Consider the following 2446-nt stretch of genomic DNA (forward strand, 5'->3'; position numbering starts at 1 on the left):
CCCCCGCCCCGAGCCCATCCGCTTCTTCGGCACGACCTGGGTCGACCACGACAGCGGCTACGCGGCCCGCCGTATCGGCGTCGCCGTCGGCTCGCTCGCCGCCGCGGCCGCCGCCTGCTTTGTTCTGCGCATCGCCTACCAGGGCTTCCGGATCGCCGAGGTCGGCGGTTTCGTCACGCTCCTCATGGTCGTGATGTTCGCGGTCTGCAGCGCCCTCGCGTTCGGGCACACCTGGGAGGCGTTCAAGCGCCGCCCCGACCCCGACCGCCAGCGGTCCCTCCGGGGCCTGCTCACCGTTGGCTTCGTCGGCTCCCTCCTTGCCTACTTCTTCCGCTCCCTCGCCGAGGCCCCCGGCGAGAAGCTCCACCGCGAGGAGTACGAAACGGCCCGCGCCCAGTACGCGAAGCGGATGTCCCGCCGCTCCGGCAACCCCAAGAAGCGCCGCCGCTCCTGACCACCGCAGGGAAACCGCCGGCCTGCACCGAACGATTCCCTCCCTCCGCCACCGCGTGCTTCCCCGCGCCCGGCGCGCCGGCCCGCCGTCCGCCCCGGGCTGCCGCCCCGCGCACCGGTTCGCCCCGTGCGTGCCGACGCCCTTCGCGGATCGCTGCCGCCGCGCGCCGCGCCGTGCCTTCCACCCCGCGCCTCCCGCTTCCCGCCGCGCACCGTCCACCGCGCCGCGCCTCCCTTCGGCATGCCCGCTCGCCCCGCACGGTCGTCCTCCGCCCCCGCGCGGCCGCACCCTGCCCCAGTGCGAACCGTCCCGTCACCGCTTGACGTGTCCCGTCCCCGAGAGGATTATTCATCACATGATGAATTACTCCTCCGGCGCTCCGCACCCGGACACCGGCGAGGGAGAACCCCCCGCCGTCCGCGCCCAGGACCTCACCGTCGTCCGAGGCCCCCGCACCGTCCTGTGCGGTCTCGACTTCACCGTCCCGCGCGGGCAGGTCACCGGTCTCCTCGGCCCCTCCGGCTGCGGCAAGTCGACCCTGATGCGGGCCATCGTGGGCACCCAGGCCAAGGTCACCGGCACGCTGGACGTGCTCGGCCTCCCCGCGGGCCACCCCACCCTGCGGACCCGCATCGGCTACGTCACCCAGGCCCCCTCGGTCTACGACGACCTGACGGTCCGGCAGAACCTCGACTACTTCGCCGCGGTCCTCGACCCCGGCCGCGCCGCCGCCGACCGCCGCCGGGACAACGTCACCCGGGCCATCGCCGACGTCGACCTCACCACCCACGCCGACGCCCTCGCCGGCAACCTCTCCGGCGGCCAGCGCAACCGCGTCTCCCTCGCCGTCGCCCTCCTCGGCACCCCCGAGCTGCTGGTCCTCGACGAGCCCACGGTCGGCCTCGACCCCGTCCTGCGCCGCGACCTCTGGCAGCTCTTCCACGCCCTCGCCGCCGACCGGGGGGCCAGCCTGCTGATCTCCTCCCACGTCATGGACGAGGCCGAGCGCTGTCACCGCCTCCTGCTCATGCGCGAGGGCGAGATCCTCGCCGACGACACCCCCGACGCCCTCCGCACCGGCACCGGATCCGACACCGTCGAGGCGGCCTTCCTGCACCTGGTGGACGCGGCCGCCGCAGCAAGCCGCACGAAGGAGACCTCGCGATGAGCACCCCCCGTACGACGACACGGCCCTCCGTGCCGACGAGCTCCCTGAACGCCTCGCGCACCCTCGCCACCGCGGCCCGGGTCCTGCGTCAACTCCGCCACGACCCGCGCACGATCGCGCTGATGCTGCTCGTCCCCTGCCTGATGCTGCTCCTGCTCCGCTACGTCTTCGACGGCAGCCCGCGCACCTTCGACAACATCGGCGCCTCGCTCCTCGGGATCTTCCCGCTGATCACGATGTTCCTGGTCACCTCGATCGCCACCCTGCGCGAGCGCACCTCCGGCACCCTGGAACGCCTCCTCGCCATGCCGCTCGGCAAGGGCGACCTGATCGCCGGCTACGCCCTCGCCTTCGGCGCGATCGCGATCGTCCAGTCCGCCCTGGCCACCGCACTGGCGGTCTGGTTCCTGGGACTCGACGTCGTCGGCAGCCCGTGGCTGCTGCTCCTGGTGGCCCTGCTCGACGCCCTCCTCGGCACCGCCCTCGGCCTCTTCGTCTCGGCCTTCGCGGCCTCGGAATTCCAGGCGGTCCAGTTCATGCCGGCAGTGATCTTCCCCCAGCTCCTCCTGTGCGGACTCTTCACCGCGCGCGCCGACATGCACCCCGTCCTGGAGGGCATCTCCGACGTCCTCCCCATGTCCTACGCCGTCGACGGCATGAACGAGGTCCTCAGGCACACGGACATGACCGCCCCCTTCGTACGCGACATCCTGATCGTCGCCGGCTGTGCCCTGCTGGTGCTCGCCCTCGGCGCGGCAACCCTGCGCCGCAGGACAGCCTGACCCGCCCCCTCCGGAGCCCCTGGCGCCTGCGCCCGCCACCGT

3 protein-coding genes are annotated in these 2446 nt (G+C 73.1%); all 3 read left to right on the top strand.

Annotated elements, in window-relative coordinates; translation table 11 throughout:
• A partial coding sequence (locus tag AOK11_RS36965; RefSeq protein ID WP_055598003.1) for a hypothetical protein occupies positions 1–454 on the top strand: 454 nt, incomplete at its 5' end.
• Positions 455–809: 355 nt separating this feature from the next.
• The gene (locus AOK11_RS36970) at positions 810–1622 is read left to right on the top strand and encodes an ABC transporter ATP-binding protein (RefSeq protein WP_055598004.1); all 813 of its coding nucleotides are present in this window, start codon (positions 810–812) and stop codon (positions 1620–1622) included.
• On the top strand, positions 1619–2404 hold the full coding sequence (locus AOK11_RS36975; RefSeq protein ID WP_055598005.1) for an ABC transporter permease: 786 nt from the start codon (positions 1619–1621) through the stop codon (positions 2402–2404). Before AOK11_RS36970 ends, AOK11_RS36975 begins: the two co-directional genes overlap by 4 nt.
• The last annotated feature ends 42 nt before the right edge of the window (positions 2405–2446 follow it).

Source organism: Streptomyces hirsutus (genome assembly GCF_001418415.1).
Lineage (GTDB): Bacteria > Actinomycetota > Actinomycetes > Streptomycetales > Streptomycetaceae > Streptomyces > Streptomyces hirsutus.